The 17,187-nt window shown below is 62.0% G+C and carries 14 protein-coding genes; 11 read left to right on the top strand and 3 right to left on the bottom strand.

Features of this window, described 5'->3' with window-relative positions:
• Positions 1-916: 916 nt before the first annotated feature.
• The 4 genes from NO932_RS15350 (at position 917) to NO932_RS15335 (ending at position 5,844) form a co-directional block, all read left to right on the top strand.
• Positions 917-2,668 carry a methyl-accepting chemotaxis protein gene (locus tag NO932_RS15350; protein WP_309208182.1) on the top strand — a complete coding sequence of 584 codons (1,752 nt, stop codon included), beginning with the start codon at positions 917-919 and terminating at the stop codon, positions 2,666-2,668.
• An 85-nt stretch (positions 2,669-2,753) separates the two neighbouring features.
• Positions 2,754-3,605, top strand: a complete 852-nt coding sequence (locus tag NO932_RS15345; RefSeq protein ID WP_309208180.1) for a class I SAM-dependent methyltransferase — start codon at positions 2,754-2,756, stop codon at positions 3,603-3,605.
• An 86-nt stretch (positions 3,606-3,691) separates the two neighbouring features.
• Positions 3,692-5,035, top strand: coding sequence for a phosphoglucosamine mutase (gene glmM, locus NO932_RS15340; RefSeq protein ID WP_309208178.1), 1,344 nt, complete (start codon positions 3,692-3,694; stop codon positions 5,033-5,035).
• 95 nt (positions 5,036-5,130) lie between these two features.
• Entirely contained in the window at positions 5,131-5,844 is a 714-nt protein-coding gene (locus tag NO932_RS15335; RefSeq protein WP_309208177.1) for a hypothetical protein, read from the top strand.
• Between the two features lie 42 nt (positions 5,845-5,886).
• On the opposite strand, the gene NO932_RS15330 is transcribed toward NO932_RS15335, so the two are convergent.
• A complete protein-coding gene (locus NO932_RS15330) occupies positions 5,887-7,074 on the bottom strand; it encodes a benzoate/H(+) symporter BenE family transporter (RefSeq protein ID WP_309208175.1) in 1,188 nt (395 codons plus the stop codon).
• Between the two features lie 330 nt (positions 7,075-7,404).
• Between NO932_RS15330 and NO932_RS15325 the strand changes: the two genes are divergently transcribed.
• The 4 genes from NO932_RS15325 to abc-f all read left to right on the top strand — a co-directional run bounded on the left by NO932_RS15325 (position 7,405) and on the right by abc-f (position 11,614).
• A complete protein-coding gene (locus NO932_RS15325; protein ID WP_309208174.1) occupies positions 7,405-7,551 on the top strand; it encodes a hypothetical protein in 147 nt (48 codons plus the stop codon).
• Positions 7,552-7,627: 76 nt separating this feature from the next.
• A complete protein-coding gene (locus NO932_RS15320) occupies positions 7,628-8,725 on the top strand; it encodes a DUF418 domain-containing protein (RefSeq protein ID WP_309208172.1) in 1,098 nt (365 codons plus the stop codon).
• A gap of 40 nt (positions 8,726-8,765) precedes the next feature.
• Entirely contained in the window at positions 8,766-9,872 is a 1,107-nt protein-coding gene (locus tag NO932_RS15315; RefSeq protein ID WP_309208171.1) for a THUMP domain-containing protein, read from the top strand.
• Positions 9,873-9,991: 119 nt separating this feature from the next.
• Complete coding sequence (gene abc-f, locus NO932_RS15310; protein WP_309208170.1) at positions 9,992-11,614, top strand: ribosomal protection-like ABC-F family protein; 1,623 nt, start codon at positions 9,992-9,994, stop codon at positions 11,612-11,614.
• Positions 11,615-12,177: 563 nt separating this feature from the next.
• Here the strand turns inward: abc-f and NO932_RS15305 are convergent.
• Entirely contained in the window at positions 12,178-12,639 is a 462-nt protein-coding gene (locus tag NO932_RS15305; RefSeq protein ID WP_309208169.1) for a cupin domain-containing protein, read from the bottom strand.
• A 132-nt stretch (positions 12,640-12,771) separates the two neighbouring features.
• On the opposite strand from NO932_RS15305, the gene NO932_RS15300 reads away from it, so the two are divergent.
• The 3 genes from NO932_RS15300 (at position 12,772) to serA (ending at position 16,114) form a co-directional block, all read left to right on the top strand.
• Positions 12,772-13,962, top strand: coding sequence for a phosphoserine transaminase (locus NO932_RS15300; RefSeq protein WP_309208167.1), 1,191 nt, complete (start codon positions 12,772-12,774; stop codon positions 13,960-13,962).
• Positions 13,963-13,986: 24 nt separating this feature from the next.
• A complete protein-coding gene (gene alaE, locus NO932_RS15295) occupies positions 13,987-14,436 on the top strand; it encodes an L-alanine exporter AlaE (protein WP_309208165.1) in 450 nt (149 codons plus the stop codon).
• An 88-nt stretch (positions 14,437-14,524) separates the two neighbouring features.
• On the top strand, positions 14,525-16,114 hold the full coding sequence (serA, locus tag NO932_RS15290) for a phosphoglycerate dehydrogenase (protein WP_309208164.1): 1,590 nt from the start codon (positions 14,525-14,527) through the stop codon (positions 16,112-16,114).
• 47 nt (positions 16,115-16,161) lie between these two features.
• Here serA and NO932_RS15285 read toward each other — a convergent pair whose 3' ends face one another.
• Positions 16,162-17,136, bottom strand: coding sequence for a DMT family transporter (locus NO932_RS15285; protein ID WP_309208163.1), 975 nt, complete (start codon positions 17,134-17,136; stop codon positions 16,162-16,164).
• Positions 17,137-17,187: the final 51 nt, after the last annotated feature.

Below are 17,187 nucleotides of genomic sequence, written 5' to 3'. Positions count from 1 at the left end.
GGGGTGAGGGTAGGACGCTGCCCAATCTCCGGCCTTCCAGGCTCACCACCGAGGTTTTCAGCAGCCCGACTGCTTATCCCCGCCATCACCCCGCCCCCACCGTCATCCCGGCCTTGAGCCGGGATCCAGTACACTCAGCTCCTGAGCCCCGGCCGTAACGCTCCCCCAAGAGCCCCCTTCTCCTCTGGTGGGAGACTTCGAACCGTCCTTTGGCCAATCGTGCCGGTGGCACGATTGGAGGTGAGAAGGCCATGAGAGCGGAGCCTGCCCCTCGCGAAGGCGGGGGCTCGAATGGCAGGGGATGAGGGGGGCGCTGAGCTTCCACAGACACCGGCGCCAAAAAACTTATCCCCGCCCCCTGCGCTTGTTCCATACTCTCTCTCACGACCCCGCGCACATGGACGCAAGCGCTACGAACGTTTGGGCGGGATCGGTTCGGGTTCCTCACGGGTCGCCGTGGGGGAGGCCCAAAGCGGACAGATGGCCGGATGTGGATAAAAGGTGTGAGCGGACCACCAATCCAATCACTCCCACGTCGCACCGGGGAAACCCGGAGGGGCAGCGAGGGGACGGCCGGGAGGTTGGCAGAAAAAGTGGTTCCCACTTTTTCGGTTCGACCAACCGACCCACTAAAAACTCTCAACAACCCCCAGCCCGAGAAGCCGCCATAAGCCCAAAATCCCGGATGCATGGGGCGATGATCGCTTCATACTAACAAATACAGCACGAGGCGTTCATCGCCCCATGCCGTCTTTCCATCATCAACCGAGGCCCCGGGGCCGTCGGGCGCTCTGCCATGCCTGCAGCGATCACAATAGGTGAACACCCCGATGAGTTTTCTAAACTCCCATTTAACGACCTGTGGAGAACTCTGATGCGAGGGCCACAGGCGGGTGGCTTTGAGGGGATATCAGGCATGCTCACCTTTTTTTCGAAACGCTCGGCTGGCGCGGACACGCAAGCGAAAGTCGATGCCATCAATCGCTCCCAGGCGGTCATCGAATTTGCGCTCGACGGAACGATCCTCACCGCGAACGAAAACTTTCTTGCGGCCATGGGCTACGCTCTCCCGGAAATCGCGGGCAAGCATCACTCCCTGTTCGTTTCTACCGAGCTTGCCGCGAGCGAAGCCTATCGCGCCTTCTGGAAACGGCTTGGCGAGGGGGAGTTCGTGGCCGGTGAATTCCAGCGCATCGCCAAGGGCGGGGGCGAGATCTGGATCCAGGCGAGCTACAATCCCGTTTTCGACCGCTCGGGCAAACCGGTCAAAGTCATCAAGTTCGCAACCGATATCACCGAGCAGAAACTGCGCGCGTCGGACCACGCCGCGCAAATCGCGGCCATCAGCCGGGTACAGGCGGTTATCGAATTCACGCTCGATGGCAATGTGATCACCGCCAACCAGAACTTCCTTTCGACGCTGGGCTATGCGCTCGAGGACATTGTGGGCAAGCACCACGCCATGTTCTGCGATCCCGCCTATGCGGCAAGCCCCGAATATCGGGCTTTTTGGGACCGGCTGCGCCAGGGCGAATTCGCCGCCGGAGAGTTCCGCCGCCGCGACAAGAGCGGAAAGGATGTCTGGATCCAGGCCAGCTACAATCCCGTTCTCGATCCCGCCGGCAAGCCGATCAAGGTCATCAAGTTCGCCACCGATATCACCGAACGCAAGCGTGCCGAAGCCATCATCGAGCACCTGACCCAAAGCCTCGAACGCCTCTCGGAAGGCGATCTGCGCGGGCGGATCGAGCAGACCTTTACCGGCCAGTACGAGGCGCTGCGTCTGGCCTACAACAAGACCCTCGACCAACTCGTCGAAATCGTTTCCCAGCTCAAGTCCACGTCGCGCACGGTCAAGACGGCTACCAGCGAATTGCTCACCGGCGCCAACGATCTGTCCGAGCGCACGACGCGGCAGGCGGCAACGATCGAGGAAACCTCGGCGGCCATGGAGCAGCTCTCCAGCGCCGTTGTCTCGGGCGCCCGCGAAGCCCGTGTCGCCGCCGAAAAGGCAAGGTCGGTCGCCGCCAGCGCCAGCGAGGGCGGCACGGTAATGGCCGAAGCTAATACCGCCATGGAACGCATTTCGGCGTCTTCGGCGCGGATTTCCTCGATCATCGGCATGATCGACGATATCGCCTTCCAGACCAATCTTCTGGCGCTCAATGCCTCGGTGGAAGCGGCGCGGGCCGGGGAGGCAGGCAAGGGTTTTGCCGTGGTGGCCATCGAAGTGCGGCGCCTTGCCCAATCGGCGGCCGAGGCTTCGGCGGAAGTCAAAACCCTCATCGAAACCAGCGCCAGCGAGGTCGCGGGCGGCAGCCGGCTTGTCGAGCAGGCCGCCGGACGCCTGCTCGACATCCTCAAGGGCGCCGAGGAAAGCTCGGTCGTGATCGATGCCATCGCAAGGGTCGCGTCCGAGCAATCGGCTGCTATCGAGGAGGTCAACACCGCCGTGCGGCAGCTCGATGAGATGACCCAGCACAATGCCGCGCTGGTCGAACAGACCAATGCCGCCATCGAACAGACCGAGGGGCAGGCGGGTGAACTCGACCGCATCGCCTCGATCTTTATGCTCGCTGACCGTCCTACTCCGATGCCTCAGCGGCCCCGGCTCGTACCGCAGAGCAGCGGCAATGCCGCGGTTAGTGAGGATTGGGACGAATTCTAACCACATTGCCGGCTCAAATCGGCGCCTCTTGTCATCACATGCCCGCTCCGCTACCGAAAGGCGCGGGACCAAAGAGGAGCCTTTCGTGGCCAAGATCGACACCAAGACCGAAGGACTTGACCTCTACGTTTACGTGGCCAAGACCTTCGCCGACAGCCCCTGGCTCCACTACGGTCTGTGGGAACCGGGCGAAAAGCCCAACATCCCCCGGTTGCGCATGGCCCAGGAGCGGTATGTCGACAAGCTCCTTGCCCTCATCCCGCCCGCTCCGGCCCGCCTTCTCGATATCGGCGGAGGCACGGGGGAAATGGCCAAGCTCCTGCTCGACAAGGGCTATACCGTCGAAATGATCACGCCGAGCCATCTGCAGGCCGAAGTCGCTGCGCAAAAGCTCGGTCCCAACGCCCGCGTTCACGAGACGAAGTTCGAGGATTTCCAGGGAGAGGGGCCATACGATGTGTGCCTGTTCTCCGAGAGCTTCCAATACGTCAAACTCGATATCGCGCTAAAAAAGCTTCAGGATATCCTCGCCCCCAATGGCCGGGTTATCATCGCTGACTGTTTCCGGTCCGAAGGGTACAGGAAAGGTCAGAGACAGCCCGGTGGAGGTCACCGTTATACGCAGTTCGTGGAGGCTGTCGAAAAGGCGGGTTTCCGTTTCGTCGCCAATGAGGATGTGACGCTTGCCGCAGCGCAGAGCATGGCCATCGACCAGAATGTCTATAGGGGCTTTGTGGCTCCCACGGTCGAGCAGGTACGGGCGCTGCTCTCGCACAAACGGCCTGTGCTCTACTGGTTCGCCAAGACGGCCTACAATCTTTTCGTTCCACGCAAGGAGCGCGACAACATCGTTGCCCGCCTCAAGGCCGATTACCGCTCGCCGGAAGTGTTCGCTTCCGCCAATACTTACCGCTTCCTCGCCCTCGAGCGTGCCTGACATCATAAGGCGCCCCATCCCTTTGCCTTTTTTTTGCACATCGGCCGGTATAATTTGGCTCGCTGCTGACGAATCGGAACATTCCCATGGCTCGTAAATATTTCGGTACCGACGGCATTCGCGGTCTGGCCAACGGCTCCAAATTGACGCCCGAACTCGCGCTGCGCGTCGGCATGGCCACGGGCCTGGCCTTCAAGCGCGGCGACTATGCGCACAGGGTGGTGATCGGCAAGGACACGCGCCGGTCCGGCTATATGATCGAGAATGCGCTGACCGCAGGGTTCACCGCCGTGGGCATGGACGTTCTGCTTCTCGGCCCGATGCCGACCCCGGCCGTCGCCATGCTGACCCGTTCGCTTCGCGCCGATGTGGGGGTGATGATTTCGGCTTCGCACAATCCGTTTGACGACAACGGCATCAAGCTGTTCCGTCCCGATGGTTATAAGCTTTCCGACAGTTTCGAAGCCGAAATCGAGAATCTCATTGATGCCGATCTTGCTCCGCGCTTGGCGCGCGGCACCACGATTGGCCGCGCTCGTCGCGTCGAGGAAGCGCGCACGCGCTATGTGGAATACGCCAAGCGCACATTGCCGCGCGATATCGATTTTACGGGCCTGCGGGTCGTCGTCGATTGCGCCAATGGCGCGGCCTACAAGACCGCGCCCGAAGTGCTCTGGGAGCTGGGCGCCGAAGTCATTTCGATCGGGGTGGCGCCCGATGGCTTCAACATCAATGACGGGTGCGGATCGACGTCGCCAGGTGCGCTGATCGAAAAGGTCAAGGAGCTGCGGGCCGATATCGGCATCGCGCTCGATGGTGATGCGGACCGGGTGCTCATCGTCGATGAAAAGGGCAATGAGGTCGATGGCGACCAGCTCATGGCCGTCATCGGCGCCTCCTGGCATGCGCGCGGGCAATTGCTGGGCGGCGGCATCGTTGCTACCGTCATGTCCAATCTCGGCCTGCAGCGCTATCTCGAAGGGCAGGGGCTTTCGCTCGAACGCACCAAGGTGGGTGACCGCTACGTGCTCGAAGCCATGCGCGGCAAGGGCTTCAACGTGGGCGGCGAACAGTCCGGGCATATCATTCTTTCCGACTTCACCACGACCGGGGACGGTCTGGTGGCCGCGCTGCAGCTCCTTGCGGTGGTCAAGCAGGAGGGCAAGCCGGTCTCGGAGGTCTGCCACCGGTTCGATCCGGTGCCGCAATTGCTCCAGAACGTACGTTACCAGCGTGGCAAGCCGCTCGAGGACAAATCGGTGCGCGAGCTGATCGCCAATGCCGAGGCGCGGCTGGGCAAGACCGGCCGGTTGATCATCCGTGAATCGGGAACCGAGCCGGTGATCCGCGTCATGGGCGAAGGTGATGATGCCTCGCTGGTCTCGCAAGTCGTCAATGAAATCGCGACGGCCATCGGCAAGGTTGCCTGACAAGGTTAAGAAATACAGTTAATCGCGCTTTAAGAAACTTCCCTTAGGTTCTCGGTCAATTGTCAGGTTTGATCCGCTTAGGGGAACACAAGCGCATGAAAAAGCTGGTTGGTTTGGCTGCCGTTACAGCAGTCGCATTCCTCACCACGGCGGCCCAGGCCGCCGATCCGGTTTATCCGGAATACATTCCTCCCTATATCCCCCCGGTCGATGAGGGCCTCGGCGGCTCGTTCTACCTGCGCGGCAGCGTCGCCGGCAATTCAAGCTGGGCGGGCGAGGCTGTGCACACTGAAACGGATGATACCTTCGACATCATCGAAAACGGCTGGGGCTACAGCGCCGGCATCGGCGCTGGCTATGAAACCGGCACTGGCCTGCGCTTCGATGCGACCGTCGACTACCTCTCCAATCGCGGCATGACGGCCGACGTCGATGATGGTCTGGGGGATCGCGAACTGGATCTGCGCTCCACCATCGTTCTGGCCAACGCCTATTACGATTTCGGCCTGAGCGACATGGGCCTCACCGCTGCCGGCGGCGCCTTTGGCTATGTGGGCGCAGGCGTTGGCGTTGCGTTCAATGAGTCCCGCGTGGAAGACAATGTCGGCTATGGCGAGTGGGGTTCCAACACGAGCCTGGCTGCTGCCGGCATGGCCGGCGTTGGTTATGATTTCGGCGCGCTCGTTGCCGACCTCGGTTACCGTGGCCTTTATATCAACGAGATCGAGAATACCGATGCTACGCCCAACTACAGGGTTGATGACGCCTGGGTCCACGAAGTCCGGGCCACGCTTCGTTACCGGTTCTGACCGGCGGTCGAGCTGAATATGAGGGCGGCCCCCGCGGCCGCCCTATTGTTTTCTGAGCAGCAGGTAAACCGCGCCGCCGACGATCAGCCCCCAGAACGCGGCGCCGATGCCGAAAAGGGTGAGACCGGAGGCAGCGGTGACGAAGGTGAGGACGGCGGGAAGGCGAAGCTCCTCGTCGGCCACCGCACCGGTGAGCGAGGTTGCCAAAGCACCAATCAACGCCAATCCGGCCACCGCTTCGATGAGGATGGGCGGGGCCGCCGAAATGAAGGCGGCTGCAGCGCCTGCGCCGAGCGCGAAAAGCAGATAGGCGAAGCCGCCGGCAATGGCAGCGACGTAGCGTTTGGATCGATCCGGGTGGGCATCGGGGCCGGCGCAGAGGGCGGCCGTGATCGCGGCAAGATTGATGAGCTGTCCGCCGATCAGAGCACCCAGCGCACTCACGATGCCGGTGGAGACGAACACCGGCCGGACGTCGGGCTCAAATCCGTTCGAGCGCAGGACAGCAAGGCCGGGAATGTTCTGGGACGCCATGGTGACAACAAACAGCGGGATTGCAATTCCGATCACCGCGTCAAGATTGAGAGTGGGAGTCACAAAAACCGGGCTGGGCCAGGGACTGGCCAGCAGATCGGACGGCAGATTGGTGGAAATACCGATCATTACGGCGGCTACGCCGACCGCTGCGGGAACAGCCCAGACCCGTGCGAAACGGAGCAGCAGAGCCCAAACCAGGACGATCGGCAGGGCCAGCATCGGCATTTCGCCGACCGCGCGGACTGGTGCCAAACATAGATTAAATAAGATGCCGGCCAGCATAGCGCTTGCCAGCGGCATGGGAATGGCGGCAACCGCGCGGCTGAAGGTTCTTGAGAAGCCCGCAATCACAACCAGAAGCGCTGCCAGTATAAAGGCACCTACCGCTGCGGAAAAGCCGCCGGTGACACTACCGGTTGCGATGAGCAGTGCCGCCCCCGGGGTCGACCAGGCGATTGCCAGCGGCATTTTCGTTACCGCTCCAAGGACGATACCGACGATCCCCATGCTCAAACTCAGGGCGAAGAGACCGGACGCTGCTTGCTCCTGAGTTGCTCCCACGGCCAGAAAGCCTTGCAGGACAATGGCAAATGAACTGGCCGAGCCGACGATCGATGCCAGGACGCCGGAAAAAATCGGCTGCGCCAGATCGAAGGGACGGGCGGGGGCAGACTGGTTCGGCTGGACGGACATACAGATGCTTTCGAAGCAGGCGGGTGATTATTTCTATAGGTGATCGGAAAGTCCGGGTCACCCGAGGACGGGCAAAGTCGGCAAATTTGCCTTTTCTGCGCCATTTTTACTGGTCTGGCGAGCGCTGGGGGGACGACGGTTTGATCTCAAGTAACTGAATTATAATACTTTCTTTATTGATCACATTTTCGTCATCCTCGGTCACCACTGTTTGATCGTCAAAACAGCGCCGCTCCTGGGTTGAAATGGCCGATCGCGCCGCAGCCCTGCGAAATGGGAACGATTCCCGCCATCGGCCATTTTGTTTGGCGAAAGAAAAGGAGACCACAAATGCGTAAGCTTCTTGCCCTTCTGGCTCTTCCCCTGATGCTGGCCGTTGCCGCATGCGACATGCCGCCTCCGGAAGACGGAACCGCGGCGCCTGCCGACCCGGCTGTGACCACCGATCCGGCGGCTCCGGCCACCCCGGTGCAGTAAGGCGCATCAAAATTTTCCATGAAAGGGGCGCCCGATCGGGCGCCCCTTTTGCATGGCGTCTGGAAGGATTTCCCAATTGAGCGGGACGGCGAGCACCAGCGCCGCGAAAGGCAGGATCGGAGGGCTCGATGCGGCTCGCGCGCTTGCCGTCATCGGCATGCTGATGGTGCATGTGGGGTCGCGCGGACGGGATACACTCGGGGAAACGTTCTACAATCTGCCTCACGGTCGAGCTTCCATCCTTTTTGGTTTCCTGGCCGGCGTCAGCATGGCGCTTTTGTCGGAGGGAGCCGGAAAACGAGGGTTGGCGCGGGCCCGGTTGGGGTGGATGGCGGTGGTTTTTCTGCCGCTCGGACTGGTGCTGCAGCGGCTCGACCATGGCATAGCGGTGATCCTGCATCATTACGCAGCCTTTTATCTCCTGGGCATTCTGATGCTGGCCGTTCCACGTCGATATCTGCCCGCGATTGCGGCTCTGCTTTCGATCGCCGGGCCTCTCATCTATTTCCTGCTCAACGCGCAATGGCCTGATCGCGTCGACCGCGATACGGTGGCGGCTGGCGATAATTTCGTCGAGATCGCAGGTGGACTTCTCGTTACTGGACCCTATCCGCTGGTGACCTGGAGCGCGGCGTTGGTTTGGGGGCTGTGGGTCGGCCGGCTCGATCTGCGCGCACCGTCGACCCAATTGCGACTCGCCACGAGCGGCGCGGGCATTGCATTCGCCGCTGCAGTGCTGGCCATCGTCTGCACACCGCTCCTCGAGCAAGCCGAAACGCCAGCGGATTGGCGATGGCTTTTCGACGGTCGGCCACATAGCCAGATGCCGTTGTGGCTGATCGGGGCGATCGGGAGTGCGGTGGCGGTAACAGGTATCATGCTGATCGCCGTGCGGCGTTTCCCGAAGTGGTTTTCGCCGCTGGTGGCGCTGGGGCAATTGGCGTTGAGTTTTTACGTGGCGCATCTTTTCCTGCTGCACATGTTCGCCGGCGTTTTGAGGCGTGAAAGCGTGGGAGAAGCGATGATCTCGGTCGTCGCGATAAGCGGGGCGGCGATGGTGTTCGCCGTGTTGTGGCGGCGGTATTTCCAGCGCGGTCCTCTCGAAGCGTTGCTGGTTTGGCCGTTTCAACCCGTGCTGACGCCTTCGCCTCCGAGAATCCGGCCCGATCCATAATTCGGTCGCCCGAACCGCCGGTTCGGGGTATTGAGGCCGGATGGACGCCGACCCTCTCGATATCTTTCTCGTTGCCACGCCCGGATTGGAGCACGCGCTTTGCGCCGAGGCCAAAGCGCTGGGCTTTGCCGATCCACGGCCGGTGCGTGGCGGTGTGGATATCGCGGGGAACTGGCCCGATGTCTGGCGTGCCAACCTGCAATTGCGCGGCGCCGGGCGGGTACTGGTGCGGATCGCGAGCTTTCGGGCCAACCATCTTGCACAGTTGGACAAGCGGGCGCGGCAGGTTCCCTGGGGTCAGGTGTTGCGGCCGGACGTTCCGTTCAAGGTGGAAGCAAGCTGCCGGAAATCGAAGATCTATCATTCCGGCGCCGCCGCGCAGCGCATCGAGACGGCTATCGTGGCGGAATTGGGTGCTCCGCTTGCCGTGGACGCCGAGGTTCGGGTGCTGGTGCGGATCGAAAACGATCTTTGCACCATCAGCGTCGATACCTCGGGCGAGGGCTTGTACAGGCGCGGGCACAAGGCGGAAGTGAACAAGGCGCCTATGCGCGAGACGCTTGCGGCGCTGTTTCTGCGAGAATGCGGATATCGCGGCACCGAACCGGTGCTGGACCCCATGTGCGGCTCGGGAACCTTCGTGATCGAAGCAGCCGAAATCGCGCTCGGGTTGCAGCCGGGGCGTTCGCGCGGCTTTGTGTTCGAGAAGCTGACGACGTTCGATGCGGCGCACTGGATGGGGATGCGGGGGAGCCTTCCCAAGACGACGGACCTCATTTTCCACGGCAGCGACCGCGATGCCGGAGCTGTGAGGATGAGTATCGCCAATGCGGAGCGGGCGGGGGTAAGTTTGGTTACCCGTTTTACCCAGACGCCGGTTGAAGCCCTCGAGCGGCCTGAAGGGGAGCCGGGACTGGTGATTGTCAATCCGCCCTACGGGCTGCGGATCGGGGACCGCAAAAAGCTCTATCCGCTCTATGGCGCGCTCGGGCAGGTGCTGCGGACGCGGTTTTCGGGCTGGCGCGTGGGGCTGATCACGGCCGATCCAACGCTGGCGCGGGCGACGGGTCTGCTGTTCGAAACGCCCGGTGAGAGCGTCGACAACAATGGCGTCCGCATCGCCCTTTACCGGACGGGCCGGCTTTAGCTCGCGAGGCCCTACGCCCTTTAGCCGCACCCGTCTTGCATCTGTCGCGGTGAAATGGTTTACGGCAGTCAAAGTCTGGCCGCTCCCGTCGGGGCGGCCTTATTGTTGCAGGTGCTCCCATGATCCGTTTCGAGAATATCGGCAAGCAGAACGGCAAGCAGATCGTTTTCATCGAAGCCTCCGCTGCGCTGCAGAAGGGAGAAAAGATCGGGCTCGTGGGTCCGAACGGGGCGGGCAAGACGACGCTGTTTCGCATGATCACCGGCGAGGAAGCGCCCGATGAGGGGCAGGTCTCGATCGATCGCGGCACGACCATCGGGTATTTTTCCCAGGATGTGGGCGAAATGAGCGGACGCTCTGTGGTGGCGGAAACCATGGACGGCGCCGGACCGGTGGCGGCGCTGATTGCGGAAATGCGGCAGCTCGAAGCCGATATGGGCGATCCCGACAAGGCCGACGAGATGGATGCGATCATTGCGCGGTATGGCGAGGTGCAAGAGCAGTTCGAGGAACTCGACGGATATGCCCTCGATGGTCGCTCGCGCGAGGTTCTGGACGGTCTTGGTTTCTCGCAGGCCATGATGGATGGCGATGTGGGCGCGCTTTCGGGCGGCTGGAAGATGCGCGTGGCGCTGGCCAAGATCCTTCTGGCGCGGCCCGACGTGCTGCTGCTCGACGAGCCGTCCAACCACCTCGATATCGAGAGCCTGATCTGGCTTGAAGAGTTCCTGAAGACCTTTTCCGGCGCGCTTTTGATGACTTCGCACGACCGGGCGTTCATGAACCGGGTGGTCAACAAGATCATCGAGATCGATGCGGGGAACCTCACGTCCTATACCGGCGATTACGAGTTCTATCAGGAACAGCGGGCGATCGCCGATCGCAACCAGCAGGCCCAGTTCGAGCGCCAGCAGGCGATGCTGGCCAAGGAGATCGCCTTCATCGAGCGGTTCAAGGCGCGGGCAAGCCATGCGGCGCAGGTGCAGAGCCGGGTGAAAAAGCTCGACAAGATCGACCGGGTCGAGCCGCCCAAGCGCCAACAAAAGGTGGTGTTCGAATTCCGTCCCGCTCCGCGTTCGGGTGAGGACGTGGCGGTGCTCAAGGGCATTTCGAAGCGGTACGGCGAAAAGATCATCTATGATGGGCTCGACTTCCATGTGCGGCGCAAGGAGCGCTGGGCGATCATGGGGGTGAACGGGGCAGGCAAGTCGACGCTCCTGAAACTGGTGACCGGGGCGGCCGAGCCCGACGCGGGGACCGTCAATCGCGGTCCGAGCGTCAAGATGGCCTATTTCGCCCAGCATGCCATGGATCGGCTGGACGGAGATTTGTCGATCTTCGACATGTTGCAGCATGAATTCCCGCAGGCCGGGCAGGCACCGCTCAGGGCGCTGGCCGGGTGTTTCGGGTTTTCCGGCGACGAGGTGGAAAAGAAGTGCCGGGTGCTTTCGGGCGGGGAAAAGGCGCGACTGGTGATGGCCATGATGCTGTTCGATCCCCCCAATTTCCTGGTGCTGGACGAGCCGACCAACCACCTCGACATCGCGACCAAGGAAATGCTGATCGAGGCGCTGTCGAATTACGAAGGCACGATGTTGTTCGTTTCCCACGATCGGCATTTTCTGAGCGAGCTTTCCAACCGGGTGCTGGAAGTGTCGCCGGAGGGGGTACGGACCTTCGGGGGCGGGTATCGGGAGTATGTGGAGAGCACGGGGCAGGAGGCGCCGGGGCTGCGGCATTAGGGTTTGCTGATTGAGACCGGCGCGCGTGAATGTCGCCGACTCAGCGCCCCTCACCCCAACCCTCTCCCCGGCGGGGAGAGGGAGTCCTGCTGCGGCTCGCTGCGTGATGGCGGAAAGAGATGAGCGCCGGTGCGAGCTTAACCCTCGCCCCTCTGGGGAGAGGGTGGCCGGCAGGCGGGTGAGGGGACAGCGCATGAGAAAACCTCCGACGGCCATGGGCCTCGGTTGATGATGGAAAGACGGCATGGGGCGATGAACGCTCCGCATTGAAATTTTTATATATGAAGCTTCCATCGCCCCATGCATTCGGGATTTTGGGCCTGGTCGTCCTCTCATGCTGGGGCCAATCCCCGCTGGCTTTCACCAGTACACCCTCGGCCTTACCGTGGGCTGGCGCTGGGAACGTTTCTGCCTCCGCTGACGCGACCGCCAACGGACCCGAACCGATCCCGCCCAAACGTTCGTAGCGCTTGCGTCCATGTGCGCGGGGTCGTGAGGGGGAGTATGAGGGAGGTGGAGAGGGCGGGGATAAGTTTTTTGACAAGGCCTCGGGCGTCAAGAATTCAGAGAGGTGGCCCGGTGAATCTGAGATGAAAACGCCTCGCGCTTTCCTCCACTGCAGGCATGTCCTCGGGGATTCGGAATGCGCCGGCGGCCATTTCGGCGAAAAAACCTTCAAAACCGCCCGGTGTCAGTACCGTCAGCATGGTGGCCGGTCCATCGTCCTGGACGCGGAAGGTATGTTCGGTTCCACGCGGAATGAAGATGGTTTCTCCCTCCCGCCTCACGGTTTGTTCCTCGGGCGTCCAGAACAGAACATTGCCGGAAAGGACATAGAACGTCTCGTCCTCGCGTTCATGGATGTGTCGCGGCGGGCCCGAGCCTGCAGGCGACGTGCTTTCAAAGAGTGAAAAGCCGTCAGGGCCGGCCTTGGCGACATGAATGGTATAGCGCGTGTCCAGCCAATCCATCGACTGCGGCGGCTTGAGTGCAGACATCGGAATCCTCCCGCCGATGACGTCCAATCATCATACGCCGACGCGATATTGTCGTCACGCGAGAAGTTGGGTCCTTGCCATTTGGATCACCTTCCTATATCCCCATCCACGGGCCATCCCTCCCCAACGAGGGACGCCCATCTGTAAGGATGGAGCAACATGACAGATATTTCTGCCGCCACGGACGTGGCAAAGCCGGGCGTGCGTCCGGACAATCCCAATTTTTCTTCTGGTCCTTGCGCGAAGCGTCCCGGGTGGACGGTCGAGGCGCTTGCTGGTGCGCTGGTGGGGCGGTCCCATAGGGCCAAGCCGGCCAAGGCGCGGATTCAGCGCGCCATCGAATTGACGCGCGAGCTGCTCGAAGTTCCCGCCGACTATCTCATCGGCATCGTGCCGGCCTCCGACACGGGGGCCGTGGAAATGGCCCTATGGGGCATGCTGGGCGCGCGCGGCGTCGACATGCTGACCTGGGAATCGTTCGGCGCCGGCTGGGTCACCGACGTTCAGAAGCAACTCAAACTCGACGATGTGCGGGTGCTCAAGGCCGAATATGGCGAGCTGCCCGATCTTTCGCAGGTCGATTTTTCGCGCGACGTGGTGTTCACCTGGAACGGCACGACCTCGGGCGTGCGGGTGCCCAATGGCGACTGGATCGCGGCGGACCGCGAGGGGCTGACCATCTGCGACGCCACGTCGGCGGCTTTTGCGCAGAACCTCGATTTCAAAAAGCTCGATGTGGTGACTTTTTCCTGGCAGAAGGCGCTGGGCGGTGAAGCCGCCCATGGCATCCTGATCCTCAGCCCGCGTGCCGTGGAACGGCTCGAAACCTTCACGCCGGCCAACCGGCCGCTTCCGAAAATATTCCGCCTCACCAAGGGCGGCAAGCTCATGGCCGATGTTTTTGAAGGCGCGACCATCAACACGGTTTCGATGATCTGTGTCGAAGACGCCATCGATGCCATGGAATGGGGATTGAAGGTCGGCGGGCTCAAGGCGCTGCAGGCGCGGGCCGATGCCAATGAGAAGGTCATCGCCGACTGGGTGGCCAAGACCGATTGGGTCGATTTCCTCGCCGCCGATCCGGCAGTGCGGTCGAACACTTCGGTGTGTCTCAAGATCGTCGATCCCGAAGTCGTGGCTCTGTCCGACGAGGCGCAGGCCAAGCTTGCCAAGGCGGTGGTTTCGCGGCTGGACAAGGACGGCGTCGCTTACGACATCGGCGGCTATCGCGATGCGCCGACCGGCTTCCGCATCTGGTGCGGCTCGACGGTGGAGACGGCGGATCTCGAAAAGCTCACCCCGTGGCTCGACTGGGCGTTTGCCGAGGAAAAGAAGGCGGCGCTGGCCTAAGGAAAGCCCGGGCGGGAGATCGAGATGGCAAACCAACGTCTCCGCAGCTTTGCTGCCGACACGCTGGCGCTGGTCATCTTCTTTACGGTGGTGAGCGGGCTCAACGAGCGGTTCATCGCCGGAATGAGCTGGCCGGAAGTGGCCACCTCCCGCTCGATCGGCGCGGTGCTCATGGTGCTGACGGCTCGGCCTTATGGCTACTGGCGGGACTGGTTCATGACCATGACCAAACCCGCCACGCCGACCGCCACTCTGCTTATGGACTCCGTAGCGCTGCTCAGCTTCCAGGTGCCGGTTTATGTGCTCATCATCTTTGCCAGTGGGGCAAGGGGCATGGGGATTGCGACCGGAGCCATTGGATTTGCGGTGCTGATGCTGGTCCTCGGACGGCCCTACGGGCTGTGGCTCGATTTCGTGCGCAGGCGGTTCGGATTGAGCGGGCCGGGGCAAAAGCCGATGTCACTGGGCGGATAGACAAACAGTTTCCCGGGCGCCAGGAGCGGCCGGTTATTTCAGAGACATTTTTGAGGGCTGTGGCCCAAATTGAACAAGGAACAGGGATATGCCCAAGGTACTCGTATCGGACAAGATCAGCCCGGCGGCGATCGAGATTTTCAAGGCCAATGGCGTCGAGGTGGATTATCTGCCCGATGTCGGCAAGGACAAGGACAAGCTGGCTGAAATCATCGGCCAGTATGATGGCCTCGCCATCCGGTCGGCGACCAAGGTGACCGAAAAGATCCTCGCCTCGGCGAATAACCTCAAGGTCATCGGGCGCGCCGGCATTGGCGTGGACAATGTCGATATCCCGGCGGCGACCGCCAAGGGCGTGATCGTCATGAACACCCCGTTCGGCAATTCGATCACCACGGCCGAGCACGCCATTTCGATGATGCTGGCGCTGGCCCGGCAGATCCCGGAAGCGGATGCCTCGACGCGCGCTTCGAAGTGGGAAAAGAACCGCTTCATGGGCGTGGAAGTGACCTCCAAGACGCTGGGTCTGATCGGTTGCGGCAATATCGGTTCGATCGTTGCCGACCGCGCCCAGGGGCTCAAGATGAAGGTGATCGCATACGATCCGTTCCTCACGCCCGAACGCGCCATCGATCTGGGTGTCGAGAAGGTGGAACTGGACGAGCTTCTGGCGCGGGCCGATTTCATTACTCTGCACACGCCGCTGATCGATGCGACGCGCAACATCATCAATGCCGAAGCCTTCGCCAAGATGAAGGACGGGGTTCGCATCATCAACTGCGCTCGTGGCGGGCTGATCGACGAAGCGGCGCTGAAAGATGCGCTGGAAGCGGGCAAGGTCGCTGGCGCGGCGCTCGACGTGTTCCTCGAAGAGCCGGCCAAGGACAATCCGCTGTTTGACGTGCCCAACGTCATCTGCACCCCGCATCTGGGCGCTTCGACCACCGAAGCGCAGGAGAATGTGGCGCTGCAGGTGGCCGAGCAGATTTCGGCGTATCTGATGACCGGCGAGATCACCAACGCGCTCAACTTCCCCTCGATCTCGGCGGAAGAGGCGCCCAAGCTGACCCCGTTCGTCAAGCTCGCCGAGCTTTTGGGCTCGTTCGCCGGCCAGCTCACCGAGACGGCCATCAAGGGCATCCGCATCGAGTTCGAGGGCGAGGTTTCCGCGCTCAACACGCGTCCGATGGTGGCGGCGGCGCTCAATGGGGTGCTCAAGCCCTTGCTGGGTGACGTCAACATGGTGTCGGCGCCGGCGCTGGCCAAGGATCGCGGGATCGCGGTGGAAACGGTCAATCGCGAGCAGGTCGGGGCTTATGACAACCTTATCCGGTTGACGGTCGTGACCGAGCGGCAGGAGCGGAGCGTGGCGGGCACGGTCTATGGATCGAGCGCGCCGCGTATCGTCGAGATCAAGGGCATCACGCTCGAAGCGGAGCTGACTCAGCGGATGCTCTATATCACCAATGAGGACAAGCCGGGCTTTATTGGGCGTCTGGGCACGCTGCTCGGCCAGCTCGGGATCAACATCGCCAACTTCAATCTGGGCCGCGTGGAACAGGGCAAGGACGCGATTGCGCTGGTGTCGATCGATAGCGAATTGACCGATGGCGAGCTGACGCAGATCTCCGGGCTCGAAGGGGTCAAGCAGGCTAAACGGCTGGTTTTTACCGTGTAGGTTGACCGGTATTGAATGGTGAAGGGCCGGCAATGTTGCCGGCCTTTTTACTGCGGCTTTAGAATCTGCCTCAAATTCCGCCGGGCGGCATATTCGGCGAGGCCGATGCCGGCGATGATGAAGATGGCGGCGATGAGGTGGAAGGTCTGTAGAGTCTCGCCCAGCATCAACACGGCGAGCAGGGCGCCGAACACCGGGATAAGGTTGATGAACAGGCTGCCGCGATTGGGGCCGATCAGTTCGACGCCCTGGGCATAGGTCATCTGGGCGACGATCGAGGGGAGCAGCGCGACATAGGCGACCACCAGCCAGCCGCGCGGGCTCATGGAAACGGTGGCCGAAACCAGGCCGGAAAGGCCGGTGGAAAACAGCGATTGGTAGATCACCGCCGAGAGGGCGGCGAAAAAGCTGGTGGTGAGGATGAAGGTCATCCAGCCGATCCTGGGCTTGTAGCGCAGCATCAGCGAATGGAGCGCGTAAAGCAGGGAGGCGGCCAGCATCAGCGCATCGCCCAGATTGACGTCGAGCCCGATGAGGCGGGCGGGCGCGCCGTGGGTCGCGACATGGATGACGCCATAGATGGTGAGCACAACGCCCACCATATGGAGCGCCGAGGCGCGGACGCGGAAGATGAGGAAATTGCCCACCATGACGAGCACGGGGATCGCCGCCTGGATCATGGCGACGTTGACGGCGGCGGTGAAGTTGGTCGCGCCGTAGAGCAGGGCATTGAAGCTGGTAAAGCCCACGACGCCGTAAAAGGCCAGCCAGCCCAGCCCGCGGCGGATTTCGGGCCATTCGGCGCGCAGGGAAGGCCAGGCGAAGGGGAGGATGACAAGGAAGGCCACGATCCAGCGCAGGGCGGAAAGCTCGAACGGATCGAGCTCGCCGATAGCGTATTTGCCCGCGATGATGTTGCCGCCCCAGAACAGTGCCGAAAGCGTCAGCAGCAGATAGGGCTGGTTCATGATGCCCGAGGGCCGATCGGTCGCAGGAGAAGGGGGCTGGGTGGTCTTTGTCATATCGGGCCTTGTGCTTTATAGAGCCCGGACTTATCAGCGTTTCGGCCCTTG

It is taken from the genome of Pelagibacterium sp. 26DY04 (assembly GCF_031202305.1).
GTDB lineage: Bacteria > Pseudomonadota > Alphaproteobacteria > Rhizobiales > Devosiaceae > Pelagibacterium.
This window is presented reverse-complemented; position numbering and strand designations above follow the sequence as displayed.

Coding starts and splice junctions, on each gene's coding strand:
- NO932_RS15350 (WP_309208182.1), top strand. CDS start 917: ATGCTCACCTTTTTTTCGAAACGCTCGGCTGGCGCGGACACGCAAGCG.
- glmM (WP_309208178.1), top strand. CDS start 3,692: ATGGCTCGTAAATATTTCGGTACCGACGGCATTCGCGGTCTGGCCAAC.
- NO932_RS15335 (WP_309208177.1), top strand. CDS start 5,131: ATGAAAAAGCTGGTTGGTTTGGCTGCCGTTACAGCAGTCGCATTCCTC.
- NO932_RS15330 (WP_309208175.1), bottom strand. CDS start 7,074: ATGTCCGTCCAGCCGAACCAGTCTGCCCCCGCCCGTCCCTTCGATCTG.
- NO932_RS15325 (WP_309208174.1), top strand. CDS start 7,405: ATGCGTAAGCTTCTTGCCCTTCTGGCTCTTCCCCTGATGCTGGCCGTT.
- NO932_RS15315 (WP_309208171.1), top strand. CDS start 8,766: ATGGACGCCGACCCTCTCGATATCTTTCTCGTTGCCACGCCCGGATTG.
- abc-f (WP_309208170.1), top strand. CDS start 9,992: ATGATCCGTTTCGAGAATATCGGCAAGCAGAACGGCAAGCAGATCGTT.
- NO932_RS15300 (WP_309208167.1), top strand. CDS start 12,772: ATGACAGATATTTCTGCCGCCACGGACGTGGCAAAGCCGGGCGTGCGT.
- alaE (WP_309208165.1), top strand. CDS start 13,987: ATGGCAAACCAACGTCTCCGCAGCTTTGCTGCCGACACGCTGGCGCTG.
- serA (WP_309208164.1), top strand. CDS start 14,525: ATGCCCAAGGTACTCGTATCGGACAAGATCAGCCCGGCGGCGATCGAG.
- NO932_RS15285 (WP_309208163.1), bottom strand. CDS start 17,136: ATGACAAAGACCACCCAGCCCCCTTCTCCTGCGACCGATCGGCCCTCG.